The organism is Methylobacterium sp. D53M, assembly GCF_053345625.1.
In genome coordinates this window covers 629,595-643,405 of sequence record NZ_JBKFAL010000002.1, presented here as the reverse complement: position 1 = coordinate 643,405, position 13,811 = coordinate 629,595, and the positions used below count along the sequence as shown (strand labels likewise).

General features: G+C 72.3%; 13 protein-coding genes. 7 read left to right on the top strand and 6 right to left on the bottom strand.

Annotated elements, in window-relative coordinates:
* The 3 genes from ACLBYG_RS07355 to ACLBYG_RS07345 all read left to right on the top strand — a co-directional run.
* The coding region (locus ACLBYG_RS07355) for an OmpA family protein (protein ID WP_447681029.1) at positions 1 to 1,851 on the top strand (1,851 nt) is incomplete at its 5' end.
* Positions 1,852 to 1,942: 91 nt separating this feature from the next.
* Entirely contained in the window at positions 1,943 to 3,151 is a 1,209-nt protein-coding gene (locus ACLBYG_RS07350; protein ID WP_103984871.1) for an MFS transporter, read from the top strand.
* Between the two features lie 16 nt (positions 3,152 to 3,167).
* Complete coding sequence (locus ACLBYG_RS07345; RefSeq protein WP_447681028.1) at positions 3,168 to 3,944, top strand: class I SAM-dependent methyltransferase; 777 nt, start codon at positions 3,168 to 3,170, stop codon at positions 3,942 to 3,944.
* A 4-nt stretch (positions 3,945 to 3,948) separates the two neighbouring features.
* On the opposite strand, the gene ACLBYG_RS07340 is transcribed toward ACLBYG_RS07345, so the two are convergent.
* The gene (locus ACLBYG_RS07340; protein WP_447681027.1) at positions 3,949 to 5,289 is read right to left on the bottom strand and encodes a glutamate--tRNA ligase; all 1,341 of its coding nucleotides are present in this window, start codon (positions 5,287 to 5,289) and stop codon (positions 3,949 to 3,951) included.
* Positions 5,290 to 5,436: 147 nt separating this feature from the next.
* On the opposite strand from ACLBYG_RS07340, the gene ACLBYG_RS07335 reads away from it, so the two are divergent.
* The gene (locus ACLBYG_RS07335; protein ID WP_447681026.1) at positions 5,437 to 6,714 is read left to right on the top strand and encodes an NAD(P)/FAD-dependent oxidoreductase; all 1,278 of its coding nucleotides are present in this window, start codon (positions 5,437 to 5,439) and stop codon (positions 6,712 to 6,714) included.
* A gap of 12 nt (positions 6,715 to 6,726) precedes the next feature.
* Here the strand turns inward: ACLBYG_RS07335 and ACLBYG_RS07330 are convergent, their stop codons facing one another.
* Positions 6,727 to 7,197 carry a hypothetical protein gene (locus ACLBYG_RS07330; protein ID WP_447681025.1) on the bottom strand — a complete coding sequence of 157 codons (471 nt, stop codon included), beginning with the start codon at positions 7,195 to 7,197 and terminating at the stop codon, positions 6,727 to 6,729.
* Positions 7,194 to 7,604 carry a hypothetical protein gene (locus ACLBYG_RS07325; protein WP_020092918.1) on the bottom strand — a complete coding sequence of 137 codons (411 nt, stop codon included), beginning with the start codon at positions 7,602 to 7,604 and terminating at the stop codon, positions 7,194 to 7,196. The genes ACLBYG_RS07330 and ACLBYG_RS07325 overlap by 4 nt, the downstream gene beginning before the upstream one ends.
* A 237-nt stretch (positions 7,605 to 7,841) precedes the next feature.
* Here ACLBYG_RS07325 and ACLBYG_RS07320 point away from each other — a divergent pair, with 237 nt between their 5' ends.
* The 3 genes from ACLBYG_RS07320 to ACLBYG_RS07310 are packed head-to-tail and all read left to right on the top strand — an operon-like array spanning position 7,842 to position 10,775.
* Positions 7,842 to 8,453: a TadE/TadG family type IV pilus assembly protein gene (locus ACLBYG_RS07320; RefSeq protein ID WP_244603177.1), complete on the top strand. Its 612-nt coding sequence runs from the start codon at positions 7,842 to 7,844 to the stop codon at positions 8,451 to 8,453.
* Positions 8,432 to 9,097: a TadE/TadG family type IV pilus assembly protein gene (locus tag ACLBYG_RS07315; RefSeq protein WP_100250747.1), complete on the top strand. Its 666-nt coding sequence runs from the start codon at positions 8,432 to 8,434 to the stop codon at positions 9,095 to 9,097. The genes ACLBYG_RS07320 and ACLBYG_RS07315 overlap by 22 nt, the downstream gene beginning before the upstream one ends.
* A complete protein-coding gene (locus ACLBYG_RS07310; protein ID WP_447681024.1) occupies positions 9,069 to 10,775 on the top strand; it encodes a pilus assembly protein TadG-related protein in 1,707 nt (568 codons plus the stop codon). Before ACLBYG_RS07315 ends, ACLBYG_RS07310 begins: the two co-directional genes overlap by 29 nt.
* 48 nt (positions 10,776 to 10,823) lie before the next feature.
* On the opposite strand, the gene dksA is transcribed toward ACLBYG_RS07310, so the two are convergent.
* From dksA to ACLBYG_RS07295, 3 genes are all read right to left on the bottom strand, one after another.
* Positions 10,824 to 11,243 carry an RNA polymerase-binding protein DksA gene (gene dksA / locus ACLBYG_RS07305; protein WP_132366079.1) on the bottom strand — a complete coding sequence of 140 codons (420 nt, stop codon included), beginning with the start codon at positions 11,241 to 11,243 and terminating at the stop codon, positions 10,824 to 10,826.
* Between the two features lie 182 nt (positions 11,244 to 11,425).
* Positions 11,426 to 12,433, bottom strand: coding sequence for a hypothetical protein (locus tag ACLBYG_RS07300; RefSeq protein WP_447681023.1), 1,008 nt, complete (start codon positions 12,431 to 12,433; stop codon positions 11,426 to 11,428).
* A gap of 2 nt (positions 12,434 to 12,435) precedes the next feature.
* On the bottom strand, positions 12,436 to 13,809 hold the full coding sequence (locus tag ACLBYG_RS07295; RefSeq protein ID WP_447681022.1) for an MBOAT family O-acyltransferase: 1,374 nt from the start codon (positions 13,807 to 13,809) through the stop codon (positions 12,436 to 12,438).
* Positions 13,810 to 13,811: the final 2 nt, after the last annotated feature.

The following is a 13,811-nucleotide window of genomic DNA, read 5'->3' as shown; positions in this document are numbered from 1 at the left end:
CAGCGCCAGCCGCAGGCCGAACCGCCTCCGCGGGAGCGCGCGCCCGAGCGCCGGCCGGAGCCGCCGGCGGCCCGTCCCCCGGCGCCGGACCGGCAGGACCGCCAACCGGAGCGGCGGCAGGACCGACAGCAAGACCGGCGGGATCAGCAGCCGGACCGTCCGGACCGCGGGCCACAGGATCGGCCCGGCCCGGGGCGGTCCGAGCGTCAGCAGGCGCCGGATCGCGATCAGGCTCCGCCGCCCCAGGGGCGGCCCGCGCCGGAGCGTCCGCCGGCCCCGCCGCAGCAGCGCCAGGCGCCCGACCGGGATCGCCCCGGTCCCGACGACCAGCCGAACCGTCCCGCGCAGCGCGACGCGGCCCCCGACCGGTCCGCGCCGGATCGCGGACCGCCGGGTCAGCGTCCGGGCGGTCCGGGTGCGCCCAGCGACCGGTCTCAGCCGCCGAACGCGCCCCCCGGCGCACCCGGTCGACCGGCCCAGCGCCCAGACGCGCAGCCCGACAACCGCCAGCTCGAGAACCGCGCCCAGCCGAATGGCGGTCCCGGCGCCGAGCCCGGCCGGCCGCAGGCGCCCAACGCCGCTCCGGGCGTTCCGGGACGGCCGTTCCAGCCGCAGGGAGCCCAGCCCGAGGGACGGGCGCCGGCCCAGCCCAACGGTGCTCCCGGCGCCGAGCCCGGACGGCCGGTGCCGCCCAACATGGCCCCCGGGATTCCGGGACGGCCGTTCGTGCCGCCGGGCCAGGCTCCCGCCCCCGGACAGGCCCCGCCGCCCGGCGGCCCGCAGCCCGGGACGGCGCCGGCACAGCCGGGACAGCCGCCCGCGGGCGGCCCGGGCCGTCCGGCCGACCCGAACGCCTTCAACCGGCCGGGACAGCCCGGCTACGTCCCCGGCGGTTTCCGCCAGAACGACGGCGTGCGCGACTTCGATCAGGTCCGCACAGACCGGCGCGAGTTCCGGGAGGATGGTCGGACCTATTACCGGGAGCCGGGCCGCATCATCGTGCAGGACCGCGACGGCTACCTGATCCGCCACGACGAGAACGAGCGCTTCCGCACCCTCGACCCGCGCGGCTACCGGTTCGAGCGGCAGGGCGCGGACTTCTACAGCTACGTCGACCGGCCCGGCGGCGAGCAGATCGTCACCGTCACGAACGACGACGGTCGGATGCTGCGCCGCTACCTCCGCTACCGCGACGGTCGCGAGCTCGTCCTGATCGACAACAGCTACGCCGGCCCGCTCCGCCCGATCTACGAGGACGTTGTGGTGCTGCCGCCGCCGGAGATCCGCATCCCGCGGGACCGCTACATCGTGGATTACGCCCAGGCCGACGAGGCGGAGGTCTACGAGGCGCTGACGGCGCCCCCCGTGGTGCAGGTCGACCGCCGGTACACGCTGGACCAGATCCGATACAGCCCGGACCTGCGCGCCCGCCTGCGCTCGGTCGATATCAACACGATCACCTTCGACACCGGCTCGTTCACCGTCACGCCCGATCAGGCAGCCAAGCTGTCGGTGATCGCCGGCGCGATGAACCGCGCCATCCAGGCCAACCCGCGGGAGGTGTTCCTGATCGAGGGCTTCACCGACGCCGTCGGCTCCGCGCTCGACAACCTGTCGCTGTCGGACCGGCGCGCCCAGTCGGTGGCGACCGTGCTGACCGAGCAGTTCCGCGTGCCGCCGGAGAACCTGACCACCCAGGGCTACGGCGAGCAGTACCTGAAAGTGAACACGCAGGGCCCGTCGCGGGAGAACCGCCGCGTCGTCGTCCAGCGGATCACGCCGCTGCTGCAGCAGGGGCAAGGTCAGGGGCAGGGCCAGGCAGCGCCTCCGCCGCCTCCGCCGCCGCGCTAGGGCGGCTGCCGCGCGGGCCTGTCCTGCGCGGCAGTTGACCGTGCGGCCACAGCGCCTCACCACCGGTTGAGGACAGCGGCGCGGGACGGTCATGAACAGCGAGGCGGAGGACGGGCTCATCCGGTCGGGCACACCGGTCTTCCGCCGCACGGCTCTGGCCCTGGCGGCGGCCGGCTTCTCGACCTTCGCGGTGCTCTACGCGGTCCAGCCGCTCCTGCCCATCTACGCGGAGGATTTCGGCGTCTCGCCGGCCGCGAGCAGCCTCGCCCTGTCGCTGCCCTGCGGGCTGCTGGCGGTGGCGCTGCTCGTCGTCAGCCCGCTCTCGGAGATCTGGGGGCGCAAGCCGGTGATGCTGGCCTCGCTGGTCGCCTCGGCGGTGCTCACGGTCGTGGCCGCCCTGGTCCCCGGCTGGTACGGCTTCCTGGCGCTACGCGCGCTCACCGGGCTGACGGCCAGCGGACTCCCGGCCGTCGCCATGGCCTATCTCGCCGAGGAGATGGACGCCAAGGCCATCGGCCTGTCGATGGGCCTGCTCGTCGGCGGCAACGCGCTGGGCGGCATGTCGGGCCGCCTGATCAGCGGCGTGATGGCGGACTTCGTCAGCTGGCGCGCCGGGCTCGCGGTCATCGGCGGCCTCGCGCTCGCCGCCGCGCTGGCGTTCTGGCGCTGGCTGCCGCCCTCGCGCCGCTTCGTGCCGCGCCGGCTGGCCTGGGCGGAAGTCCCGGGCAGCTTCGCCCACCATTTCCGCGACGCCGGCCTGCCCTGGCTCTTCGCCGAGGCGTTCCTGCTGATGGGCGGCTTCGTCTGCATCTACAACTACATCGGCTTCCGCCTGCTCGAGCCGCCCTACGCGCTGAGCCAGGCGGTGATCGGGATGATCTTCTCGGTCTACCTCGCCGGTATGGTCAGCAGCCCTGTCACCGGCGAGCTGGCGAGCCGCTTCGGCCGCCGCCGTGTCCTCTGGGTCGCCACCGCCGTCGGCCTGGCCGGCATCGTGATGACGCTCTCGGACCGCCTGCTGCTGATCCTGGCCGGCATCGTAGTGACGACGGTAGGCTTCTTCGGCGCCCACGCGGTCGCGAGCAGCTGGGTCGGGCGGCGGGCGCTGCGCGACAGGGCCCAGGCCTCGGCGATCTATCTCGGCCTCTACTATCTGGGCTCGTCGGTCCTCGGGACCGCGGGCGGCTGGTTCTTCGCCCATTCCGGGTGGAACGGCGTGGTGCTGTTCGTGGGCGGGCTGTACGGTCTGGCGCTGATGATCGCCCTGCGGCTGTCCCGCCTGAAGCCGCTCGCGACCTGATCCGGGAGATCCGCCGATGAACGCCCGCAGCCACGCCCGACACGTCGTCGACCAGTTCGGCGCGCAGGCCTCCGCCTACGTGACCAGCGCCGTGCACGCCGCCGGCGCCGATCTCGACCGGATCGGCGAGCGGGTCCGCGCGCGACCGGGCCTGCGGGTGCTCGACCTCGGCTGCGGCGGCGGCCACGTCGCCTTCGCGGCGGCCGCCGCTGGCGCCGCCGTCACGGCCTACGACCTGTCGGCCGACATGCTGGCGGCCGTAACAGCCGAGGCGGCCCGGCGGGGGCTCGACCGGATCGAGACCCGGCAGGGCGGCGCCGAGGCTCTGCCCTTCCCCGACACGAGCTTCGACGCCGTCCTGACCCGCTACAGCGCCCACCACTGGCGCGACGTGCCGGCAGCCCTGGCGGAGGCGCGACGGGTGCTGCGGGCGGACGGGTTCCTCATCGTCAGCGACATCGTCGCGCCCGAGGATCCGCTGCTCGACACGCACCTGCAGGCGCTGGAGCTGCTGCGCGACCCCTCGCACGTGCGCGACTACCGGGTCTCGGAATGGCGGGCCCTGCTGGAGGCGGCCGGATTCGCGCCCGGCGACGCGACGCCGAGCCGGCCGCGCATGGAGTTCGCGAGCTGGATCGCCCGGATGCGGACGCCAGAGACCCACGTCGCGGCGATCCGGGCGCTGCAGGTCACCGCGCCCGGGGAAGTCGCGGCGCATTTCGCCATCGAGGCCGACGGCAGCTTCCTGCTCGACGCCGCGCTGATCGAGGCGCGCCCGAAGCCCGGCCGCTGATCGCTCAGGCGGCGGCGCCGGAGAGGCGGCGCGCCGCCCGCTCCCGCCCGATCAGCGGCAGCAGGCCGGCGAGGTCCGGCCCGTGCTCCAGGCCGGTCAGCGCGAGCCGGAGCGGCATGAACAGGCCGCGGCCCTTGGCCCCGGTGCGGATCCGGATCTCGGTCGTCCACGCCTTCCAGGTCTCCGGGCCGAACGGCTCGGGCGGCAGGGTCTCGCGGGCGGCCGCGATCACGGCGGGCTCGGTGAGCACCGGCTCGACGGGACCGGCCACGACCCGCCACCAGTCGGCCGCCTCCGCGACGCGCCCGAGATTGGCCCGCACCGCGAGCCAGAAGGCCTCGGCCCGGTCCTCCGGGATCCCCAGAGCCCCGAGGCGCGCGGCCACCTCCGGGTACGGCATGACGTGGACCAAGCGGGCGTTGAGGCCGTCGAGCTCCGCCGGGTCGAACCGGGCCGGCGCCCGCGAGATCTCGCCGAGATCGACGAGGCCCGCGAGGGTGTCGAGGTCGGGCACCGCCCGCACCGATTCGGCCGAGCCGGTGAGGACCGCGAGCGAGCGCACCGCCGCGGGCTCGTAGCCAGCCTCGCGGAGGCCGCGCAGCGACAAGTGGCCGAGGCGCTTCGACAGCCCCTCCCCGTCGGCCGTCGTCAGCAGGTTGTGGTGGCCGAAGACCGGGACGGTCGCGCCCAGGGCCTCGAAGATCTGCACCTGCACGCCGGTGTTGGTGACGTGGTCCTCGCCGCGGATGACGTGGGTGATCCCGAGATCGGCGTCGTCCACCACCGACGGCAGCGTGTAGAGGTAGCTGCCGTCGGCGCGGATCAGCACCGGGTCCGACAGGGACGCGCAGTCGACATGGGCCGGCCCGCGGACGAGGTCGTCCCAGCCGACGGTCCGCGCCTCGAGCAGGAACCGCCAGTGCGGCCGGCGGCCCTCCGCCTCCAGCGCCGCCCGCTCCACGGCGGTCAGCCGCAGCGCCGCCCGGTCGTAGATCGGCGGCTGGCCGCGGCCGAGCTGGCGCCTGCGGCGGCGCTCCAGCTCCTCCGGCGTCTCGTAGCAGGGGTAGAGCCTTCCCGCTGCGCGCAGGCGGTCGGCGGCGGCGTCGTGCTGCGCCGTGCGGTCGCTCTGCCGCGCGAACAGGTCTGGCACGATGCCGAGCCACGCGAGATCCTCGCCGATCGCCTGGGCGAAGGCCTCCGTGGAGCGCTCCGCGTCGGTGTCGTCGAGGCGCAGCAGGAAGCGGCCGCCGGTCCGGCGGGCGAACAGGGCGTTGAGCAGGGCCGGCCGGGCGTTGCCGATATGGAGATACCCGGTCGGCGAGGGTGCGAAGCGGACGAGAGTCATGGCCCGCTCTCTAGCCGATCTGCGCGGGAATGTGCGCGGGACTTCGCGATCACACCGGCCGGATGCGCCGCCCCGCGGCGCCCGCTACCCAGGACGCGGGAAACCCGGCAGAAGGGCGCGCTTGGTGCGGTGCAGGATGTGAGCGGCATGGCGACGGACGAGACGGCCGACATCGTGGTGGTCGGCGGCGGGATGGTCGGCCTCGCCAGCGCCATCGCGCTGAGGGACCGCGGGCTCGACGTGGTGCTGCTGGATCCCGGCGAGGCGCGGGCCCGGACCTCCTACGGCAATGCCGGCGTGGTCAGCCGCGGCTCGATCCTGCCGATGTCGAGCCCGGCCCTGTGGGGCAAGCTCCCGGCCTACCTGCGCAACGCCGATCGCGGCCTGCGGCTGCACTACGGGCATCTCCCGCGGATCGTGCCCTACACGGCGCACTTCCTCGCCGCCGCGCGCGCCTCGCGCTGGCGCCGCGCCGCGGAGGCGCTGCTGCCGCTGACCAGCGCCGCCTATCCGGCCCACGAGCGCCTCGCGGCCCGGGCCGGGACCGGCGACCGGCTGCAGCGGACGGGCTGGATCAAGGCCTACCGCACCGAAGCGGCCTTCGCGTCCGCCGCCCTCGAGCGCGAGATCCTGGCCGGGCACGGGGTCGCCTTCGACATCCTCGACACCGCGGCGCTGCGCGCGCTCGAGCCGGCGCTGGTGCGGCCCTACGCGCGGGCCATGCTGCTCACCGAGACGGGGTCGGTCCGCGAGCCCGGCCGGCTCATCGAGGCGTGCGAGGCCCTGTTCACCGGTCTCGGCGGCCGCCGCCTGCGGGGCAGCGTCGCCCGGCTGGAGCCCCAGGCGGACGGCTGGCGCGTCGATCACGACGGCGGCGCGGTGCGGGGCCGACAGGTCGTCCTCGCGGCCGGCGCCGCGTCCGGGGCGATCGCCCGGACCCTCGGCTACCGTTTCGCCGTCGCGGCCGAACGCGGCTACCACCGCCACTACGCCCTGCATCCGGACAGCGCGCCGCTGACCCGGCCGATCCTCGACACGGGCGCGGGCTCGATCCTGTCGCCGATGGGCGAGCACCGGGTCCGGGTCCTGTCCGGTGTCGAGCTCAACGCGCGCGCCGCCGCGCCCGACCACACCCAGATCGATGCGGCGTCCCGGGAGGCGGCCTCCACCCTTCGGCTCGGCGGCCCGCTGGACAACGCGCCGTGGCTCGGCTCCCGGCCGTCGACGCCCGACGGGATGCCGGTGATCGGCCGCGCCCCCCGGCACGACGGCCTGCTCTTCGCCTTCGGCCACGGCCATATCGGCCTGTCCACCGGCCCGATCACCGGCGAGATCGTCGCCGACCTCGCCACAGGCCGGGAACCGGCCGTGCCGGTCGCAGCCTTCGCGCCGGAGCGGCTCCTGCACTGGCCGCGGCTGCTCTGAGAGCCGCCTCCCTCAGCGCCAGTCGTAGGGGTTGAAGGGCTCGAGCGCGGCCTCGACCTTCCGCAGGATATCCGGCTGGCGCTGGAGGTCGGCCTCCCGGGCGAGTGCCCGGAGGAAGGCCTGCGGGCCGTGCTCCAGGTCGCGCGTCAGGCCGCTGTAGCGGTCGGCCGGCTCGACATGGGCGGGATTGACCGCGACGCGGTAAGCGAGGCCGCAGGTCGGCGGGTCGATCCCCAGGCGATAGCAGATCCGCACCCGGGCGAAGGGGACGTCCGGGCGGTAATCGACCCGGTAGCCGCCGAGACGGAAGGCGCCGCCGGTCGCGCGCTCGGCATAGGCCAGCGTCCGCGCCACCGTAGTGAAGCCGGCGGTGCGCCGGTCGCGCACGAGGTCGATCGCCGCCCGTTCCGTGGGCACGAAGGATTGCGCGCAGGCCGGGCCGGACACCAGCGCGACCAAGAGTGCGGGGACGGCGAGTCTCATGGCTTCTTCATGCAGACCGCGACGGGCTGGGCATCCTTGGCGGCCTTGGCGGTCATGTCGAGGCAGCCGACCGTGGACACGCCGTCCGTGACGGTAACCGACGGCACAACCGCCATGCCTCGGCAGTAAGCGCCAATCAATTCCTCGTCACGGCGGCACGCCACGTCGAGGCGCACCTGGCTGTTCAGGGACGGTCCCGGCGGACCGGCCGGGCCGGCCGGGCCCGGGTCGCCCGCGGGACCGCGGGCCCCGGTGGCACCGTTCACCCCCGCCGGCCCGGCCGGCCCCGCCGGTCCCCGATCACCCTTCGCCCCGGGAGGTCCGGCCGGTCCCGGCTTCGGGGCATCGCAGGCGGCGAGCGCGAGCGCCACCGCGCCGACCACGAGCGCGATCAGGGGGGATCTCATGGGGTTCTCCGGCAGGCCTGCGCGCGGGGAACTGGCGCGCGCAGGCGGTGCGTCAACAGCGCGTCGCCGACACGACGGCGCTATTACAACCAAAAGTAGCGGCCGTTTGATAACCCTGGTCTAGTCGATCGGATTAAGAGTTTCGCAAAAGCTTGGCGTCACATCGGATGAGATGGCTACTTCCGACTGATCTGCTCGCATATGAACAGCCGAGGACTTGTAGGAACGCAGGTCAGAGTGACGCCAGGTTGCCTCCTCGCGCGCCTCGGGCGCGACACCGGGGGCGCGGCCGCGGTGGAGTTCGCCCTGGTGGCCCTGCCCTTCCTGGCGCTGTGCGGCGCGATCATCCAGATCGTGTTCCAGATGTGGGCGACGCAGAATTTCGATCGCGCGCTCCAGAACGCGGTCCGGACGATCTTCACCGGCCAGTTCCAGCTCGACACCGCCGGCCAGACCAATCCGGCGACCGTGCTCGCGACCCTGAAGGCTAGGATGTGCGGATCGGCCGTCAGCCCCGTGCCCACCGTCTTCAACTGCCAGAACGTCAAGATCGACGTCGCGACCTCGAGCAGCTTCGCGAGCGCGACTGCGACCAAGCCGATCGACACCGCCACGGGCACGTGGAGCACGAGTTTCGGCTCCAACTACAAATGCGCTTCGCCCGGGACGATCGTGATCGTCACAGCGGCCGTGCCGTTCCCGACCTTCTTCAACCTGATGGGCCTCAACACGAAGCAGTTCACCAGCGGCTCCGCGGAGGGATCGAGCCTGCTGACCTCCACGGCGGTGTTCCGCACCGAGCCCTATCAGATCGTCGGAGCGAGCCCGTGCCCGTCCTCGCCGTCCTGACCCGGCGGGCGGCGCGGCTCCGGCACGACAGGCGCGGCGGCGCGGCCGTCGAGTTCGCCGTCATCCTGCCGATCCTGCTCGCGATCTGGGCGGGCATGACCGAGGTGACGCACGCCATCGACGAGTGGCGCAAGCTGACGCAGCTCGGCCGCACCGTGGCGGACCTGACGGCGCAGGGCGACACACAGAACCCGATCAGCACCACCGTGATGAACGACATCCTCGCCTCCGCCACGGCGGTGATGCGCCCGTTCGACACGTCGAAGGTCAAGATCGTGGTCAGCGCAATGGGCACCGACGCGAAGGACCCGAGCGGTCCTCCGGTGGTCTGCTCGAGCGTCGCCAACACCAACGGGACCGCGCGGAGCCCCGGCCCCGCGCCCAGCCTGACCGTGCCGGACGGCTACCGGATGCCGGGCATGCGCTACGTCCTGGCTGAGGTCAGCATCAGCTACACGCCGATGATCGGGAGCGCGCTGGTCAAGCTCGCCAAGGGCGTGAGCAACACGATCACGTTCACCAGCAGCGCGCCTTGGCCGACCCGCGGCGGCCAGGCCTACGGCACCAGCACCTACACGGAAGTCGTCCTGCCGGACGACAAACAATCGAACTGCGATGGCACGAAGATCGTCCGCAAAACCTGACGGCCGCCCCGAGCGGCGCCGCGATGTCCTGCGCGACCGCGGCGGCAACGTCGCCCTGCTGTTCGCGTTCCTCAGCGTGCCGATGGTGATGGTCGGCGGCGCGGCGATCGACTACGGCTTCGCCACGCGGCTTGAGACGAAGCTCCAGGCCGCGGCCGACGCCACGGCGCTGCTGCTCTGCCAGACGCCGCTGACGACGTCCGAGACCGAACTCAACGCCCTGGCGCAGACGACGATGACCGGTGCCATGGGGGCGGCGAGCCTCGTGGTCGACCGGCTGGCCATCACCAGCAGCCCGCGCAAGATCACGCTGACCGCTCACAAGCAATCGACGACCTTCTTCGGCGGGCTGACCGGCACCCAGCGCATCAACCCGGGCGCCGTCTCGCAATGCGCCACGCCGCTGCCGAAGACTTTCGAGATCGCGCTCGTGCTCGACAACACGGGCTCGATGGCCGCCTCGAGCGGGGGACAGTCGAAGCTCCAGGCCGTCCAGACGGCCGCGACCGACTTCGTCAACTACGTCTACACCAGCCCGGCCTTCTCCAGCGCGACCAAGGTCGCGATCGTGCCCTTCGCCGCCGCCGTGGCGGTCGATCCGTCCGCCTACCGCTACGCGAGCTGGATCGATCAGAACGGCCTCTCCAGCTACCACTGGACGAACATCGTCCAGTCGAATCCGGCGCCGTTCAAGAACCGCTTCGACGTCTTCGCGAAGCTGCAGGCGGCGAACCGGAACTGGGGATGGGCCGGCTGCCTCGAGGCGCTCCCCTACCCCTTCAACGTCCAGGACGGAGCGCCCACGACCAAGGATTCCTTCTACGTGCCGCTGCTCGCGCCCGACGAGCCGGGTGACGGCACCTCGGGCGGCGCGTCGTTCCCGGTCGGCGCCTCGCGGGCGACGGCCTACAGCTACAACAGCTACATCGACGACGAGACCGGCCCGACATGCCGGAACAGCAGCACCTACAACACCGCGCTCGGGCAGGCCTGCAAGTACATCACGCCCAAGGATGCGGCCTCCGGCGCCCCGCTCGGCATCCCGAACGGTCCGAATTTCGGGTGCACGACCCAGCCGCTCCAGAGGCTGACCAGCGACACGAACGCGTTGAAGACCCTTATCAGCAAGATGGCGCCGTCCGGATCGACGAACATCCACGAGGGTTTCATGTGGGGCTGGCGCACGCTCTCGCCCAACAGCGTCTTCGCGGACGGCCAACCCTACGCGTCGAGCGCGAACAGCTCGAACGCGACGACCATCAACAAGATCATCATCCTGATGACCGACGGCACGAACAGCTGGGGCACCAATTCCAGCGCGCCGACCGGCTCACTCTACTTCGCGGCCGGGTACTTCAAGAACGCCAACGGCACGACGCCGAATCCGCGCCTGACGACGGCATACCAGAACACCAATATCGCCGACAGCAATACGGCGCGGAAGGCGCTCGACGCGCTCACCGCCGAGGCATGCGCGAACACGAAGGCCGTCAACATCTCGATCTACACGATCGGCTTCAGCATCCCGACGGATCCGATCGATTCTGCCGGGCAGACGCTGCTGCGGAACTGCGCCTCGTCGCCGGACCAGTTCTACCTCGCCAACTCGTCCGACGACCTGATCAAGGCCTTCAAGTCGATCCAGGCCAGCATCGGCGCGCTGCGGCTGACGCAGTAGGTGTGGCGCCAAACGGGAAGCGCAATCCGGCGCGCGGCCGAGTCCCGATCAGTCGTCGCGGTAGACGCGCTCGCGGCGCTCGTGCCGCTCCTGCGCCTCGAGGGACAGGGTGGCGATCGGGCGCGCGTCGAGGCGGCGCAGGGAGATCGGCTCGCCGGTCTCCTCGCAGAAACCGTAGGACCCGTCCTCGATCCGGGCCAGCGCCGCGTCGATCTTGCCGGTGAGCTTGCGTTGGCGGTCCCGGGCCCGCAGCTCGATCGCCCGGTCCGTCTCGGAGGACGCGCGGTCGGCGAGGTCGGGGTGGTTCTCGTTCTCGCTCTGCAGCGCGACCAGCGTATCCTGCGCCTCGCGCAGGATGTCGTTCTTCCAGCTCATCAGCTTGCGCCGAAAATATTCGCGCTGCCGGTCATTCATGAAGGGCTCGTCGTCGGACGGGACGTAGCCGTCCTCCAGCTGCACCTTCGCCATGCGTCACCCTCGCTGGATGGTAAACCGCCCACCAGGGGATGGCCGGTGTGCGGCGATAACGTGAGGTGCCGTATAGTCGAGGTGCCTCATCGCCACAACGCACACGGATGCAGGGGCTGTAACTGGCTGTCACTGCATCGCCGCGTGCGGCAAACAGGCCACGGTACAGATGTTTTACGCTGTCATCTGGTCCGCAACCGTACGATCGCTTCTGCGATCTCCGTGGTCAGGCTCCGAGCGATCGGCAGCCTGTAATGGGTCTGGTCGAAGAACTGGTCGGGATCGGCCGCCGCGGGGCGGCCGTCGCGCCAGTCGACCACCGTGCTGAGCGCGTGGGTCGCCAGCACGGTGCGTACCTCGGCCCGGCAGGCCGCCTCGGCCCGCGCCCGAGGGCTGCCGGGCGGCGGCTCGCCGCGGGCGTAGACCGGCGGGAACACCACCACGACCGGCGTCTCCGCCGGGATCCGGGTCAGCTCGGCGCGCAGGCGCGCCGCGATCGGGAACGGCCCGCCGTGCCGCGGCTCCGGCTCGGGCCCGACCGGCTTCTCCAGCGCCGCCTTCTTGGCAGGATCGACGCCGAAGCCCTGGCTCAGGTAGTTGCGCTCGTAATCCCACCAGCCGTCGGCCGCGGCGGTCTTGCTGCGCGGGTTCAGGAGCCAGCCGATGCGGTTGACCGTCTCCTGCGCGGCCGAGAAGCGGATCAGCCCGCGCAGGTAGGCGGGCCAGTCCCCCACGAGCCAGTAGGGAAAGCCGTGCTCGCTCGGGAAGGACGGGTCGTCCGCGCACCAGAACGCGTCGGCCGAGAGCACGATCGCGGCGGGGCGGGCGTGGTGCTGCAGGTACCATCCCAGCAAGGCGAACTGCTCGGACGGGCCGGTGGCCGGCACCGAGAGCTGGAGGAACGGGATGCCGGTGAGCCGGGTCAGTGCCGCCGGCTCGATGAGCTGGATGTGCGAGTTGCCGATCACCACGCCCGCATAGGCCGGATCGCGGCCGCGGACGGCCGAGGCCGTGCGGGGCCCCTGCGGCCGCACGGCCCCCCGGGACAGCAGCGTCGAGCGGCCGGTATCGTAGGGGTCGACCAGCACCGCGAGGGCCAGGTAGCCCGCGAAGAGGCCGACCATCGACAGGGCCAGGGCGCGGGCGAAGCCGCGCCAGTCCCTGTCGGTCGTGGGGGGTGCGGGCGCCATCCTCAGAACTGGAAGTAGATGAACTCGTAGTTCGCATCGTCGCCGATCTTCAGCAGGACGAGCACGAACAGCAGCGCGAAGCCGAAGGCGAGGAGCCGGCGCGGCGGCAGCCGGTGCACCGCGTTCCAGGCGGTGGGCCCGACCGTCGCGACCAGGGCGGCGATGGCGATGGTGCGCCACTTGAAGCCGGAGCCCCTCGGCGCGAGCCCGAAGAGTCCTTTGAAGATCGCGAGGGCCGCCTCGAAGCTCGTCGCGCGGAACAGAACCCAGGTCAGCACGACGAACAGGCTGGTGAGCGCCCAGCCGAGCGGCGCGGGGATCGCGATCCGGGCCCGGCGCGCCAGGACCCCGGCCCCGAGGCCGATCCCGTGCAGCGCCCCCCAGGCGAGGAAGGTCAGGCCGGCCCCGTGCCAGAGGCCGCCGAGCGTCATCGTGGCGACGAGCGCCCCGACCTGCCGCGGCAGCCCGCGGCGGTTCCCGCCCATCGGGATGTAGAGGTAGTCGCGCAGGAAGCGTGACAGGGTCATGTGCCAGCGCCGCCAGAAGTCGCGGAGCGACGTGGCGCGGTAGGGCGCGTCGAAGTTCTGCGGCAGGACGAGGCCGAACAGCAGCGCGATGCCCAGCGCCATGTCGGTGTAGCCGGAGAAGTCGAAGTAGATCTGGAACGTGAAGCCGAGCGTCGCCTGCCACGCCTCGACCACCGTGACGGCCTTGCCGGCAGCGGCGGCCTGGAACACCGGGTTCACGTATTCCGCGAGCGGATCGCCGAGAAACACCTTCTTGGCGAGGCCGACGGTCAGCAGCATCAACCCGCGGGCGAAGCGCTCGGCGGCGTCGGGCCGCGCGTAGGGCGCCTCGTCGAACTGGTGCATGATCTCGCTCCAGCGCACGAGCGGGCCGGCGAGAACCTGCGGGAAGAACGCGATGTAGAGGGCGTATTTCACGAGCCCGAAGCCCGGCGCCCGGCCGGCCCGCAGGTCGGCGAGATACATGATGTGGTGGAAGGTGAAGAACGAGATGCCGAGCGGCAGGGCGAGACCGAGCCGCTGCGCTTCCAGGCCGGGGATCAGGTTGGCGAGGTCGGCCGCGAAGTCGAGGTACTTGAACACGCCGAGCAGCGCGAGGTTGGCGGCGATCGCCCCCGGGATCAGCCAGCGGCCGGGCCACCGGCGGTAGGCGCGCGCCACGCACCAGTTCGCCAGGATCGAGCCGGCCAGCAGCGGCACGAACCGGACGTCCCACCAGCCATAGAACACGAAGGACAGGGCGACGAGGAGCGGCAGCCGCCACGCGGGGGCGGCGCGCGCCACCAGCCCGTGCAGGATCAGCGCGGACGGCAGGAAGGCGAGGAGGAAGACGAAGGAGTTGAACAGCATCG

Excerpts from the sequence above, each read along its gene's own strand:
- ACLBYG_RS07295 (WP_447681022.1), bottom strand. The coding sequence starts at position 13,809 with ATGCTGTTCAACTCCTTCGTCTTCCTCCTCGCCTTCCTGCCGTCCGCG.
- dksA (WP_132366079.1), bottom strand. The coding sequence starts at position 11,243 with ATGGCGAAGGTGCAGCTGGAGGACGGCTACGTCCCGTCCGACGACGAG.
- ACLBYG_RS07310 (WP_447681024.1), top strand. The coding sequence starts at position 9,069 with ATGGCACGAAGATCGTCCGCAAAACCTGACGGCCGCCCCGAGCGGCGC.
- ACLBYG_RS07335 (WP_447681026.1), top strand. The coding sequence starts at position 5,437 with ATGGCGACGGACGAGACGGCCGACATCGTGGTGGTCGGCGGCGGGATG.
- ACLBYG_RS07340 (WP_447681027.1), bottom strand. The coding sequence starts at position 5,289 with ATGACTCTCGTCCGCTTCGCACCCTCGCCGACCGGGTATCTCCATATC.
- ACLBYG_RS07300 (WP_447681023.1), bottom strand. The coding sequence starts at position 12,433 with ATGGCGCCCGCACCCCCCACGACCGACAGGGACTGGCGCGGCTTCGCC.
- ACLBYG_RS07325 (WP_020092918.1), bottom strand. The coding sequence starts at position 7,604 with ATGAGATCCCCCCTGATCGCGCTCGTGGTCGGCGCGGTGGCGCTCGCG.
- ACLBYG_RS07350 (WP_103984871.1), top strand. The coding sequence starts at position 1,943 with ATGAACAGCGAGGCGGAGGACGGGCTCATCCGGTCGGGCACACCGGTC.
- ACLBYG_RS07330 (WP_447681025.1), bottom strand. The coding sequence starts at position 7,197 with ATGAGACTCGCCGTCCCCGCACTCTTGGTCGCGCTGGTGTCCGGCCCG.
- ACLBYG_RS07345 (WP_447681028.1), top strand. The coding sequence starts at position 3,168 with ATGAACGCCCGCAGCCACGCCCGACACGTCGTCGACCAGTTCGGCGCG.